Here is a 1,126-nt window from a genome sequence, read left to right as displayed (position 1 = left end):
GGGATGCGGGGCGGCGGGGTGCGTCCCCCGCCCCTCTACACCTCGGCCCTCAGCGCGGCCGTCAGCTCCCCGGCCAGGTGTTCCGCCAGCCCCCTCAGCTCCGCGTGGTCGAACACCAGCGTCGCCGGGAGGCGCAGGCCCGTCAGGGCGCTCAGCCTGTTGCGGAGTTCCACCGCTGTCAGGGAGTCGAGGCCGAACTCGTGCAGGCTGCCGTCCAGAGAGATCGCCTCCGCGTCCGCGTGGCCCAGCAACTGCGCCGCGATCGACCGGACTTCGGCCAGCAGGCGTGCCGCGCGCTCGGCCGGGGCGAGGTCCCGCAGCGCCACGGCGGGCGTGGTGGCAGGCGTCGCGGGCACCAGCCCTCGGAGCAGGCCCGCCGCGCCCCGCGTACGCAGCGTGCCGAGGTCGAACTTCGCCAGCGTCAGCGCCGCCTCGTCCTGGCGCAGCGCCTCGTCGAACAGGGCCAGCGCGAACGGCGTCGGCAGCGGCAGCACGCCGTCCGGGACGTCCCGGTCTCGGACCGCCGCCGTCATGCCGGAGATCTCCTCCCACAGGCCCCACGCCTGGGCCTGGACCGGCAGCCCCTCGGCCCTGCGGTGTTCCGCGAAGGCGTCCAGGAACGCGTTGGCGGCGGCGTAGTTGCCCTGGCCCGGGCTGCCGAGGACCCCGGCGACCGAGGAGAAGAGGACGAACACGGCGAGGCCGGCGTCCTTGGTCAGCTCGTGGAGGTTGAGGGCGCCGTCGACCTTGGGCCGCAGCACCTCTTCGACCTGGTCGGCGGTCATCCCGGTGACGACCCCGTCGGCGAGGACCCCGGCCGCGTGGACGACACCGACGAGGGGCCGATCACCGGGTACGAGGCTCAGCGCACCGGCGAGCGCCTCGCGGTCGGCGGCATCGCAGGCGGCCACGGTGACCGAGGCGCCCAGGCCGCGCAGCTCCTCGGCGAGGGACTCCCCTCCCCCGCTGCGGCTGGTCAGCAGCAGACTCCGCACCCCGTATTCACTCACCAAGTGCCGCGCGAGCAACGCCCCGAGCGTCCCGGTCCCCCCGGTGATGAGGACGGTCCCCGACGCCAGCGAAGGCCGCTTCCCCCGCCCCGGCGCGACCCGGACCAACTCCGGCC

General features: G+C 75.2%; 1 protein-coding gene. It reads right to left on the bottom strand.

What is annotated here, in order from left to right; genetic code table 11:
- Window positions 1-35 precede the first annotated feature (35 nt).
- Window positions 36-1,126, bottom strand: a 1,091-nt coding sequence (locus tag AOK24_RS44760; RefSeq protein WP_159052256.1) for a type I polyketide synthase, incomplete at its 5' end; no start/stop codon positions are given.

The organism is Streptomyces niveiscabiei (genome assembly GCF_001419795.1).
Lineage (GTDB): Bacteria > Actinomycetota > Actinomycetes > Streptomycetales > Streptomycetaceae > Streptomyces > Streptomyces niveiscabiei.
The sequence above is the reverse complement of the archived record's forward strand: the minus strand, read 5'-3'. Positions and strand labels throughout refer to the sequence as shown.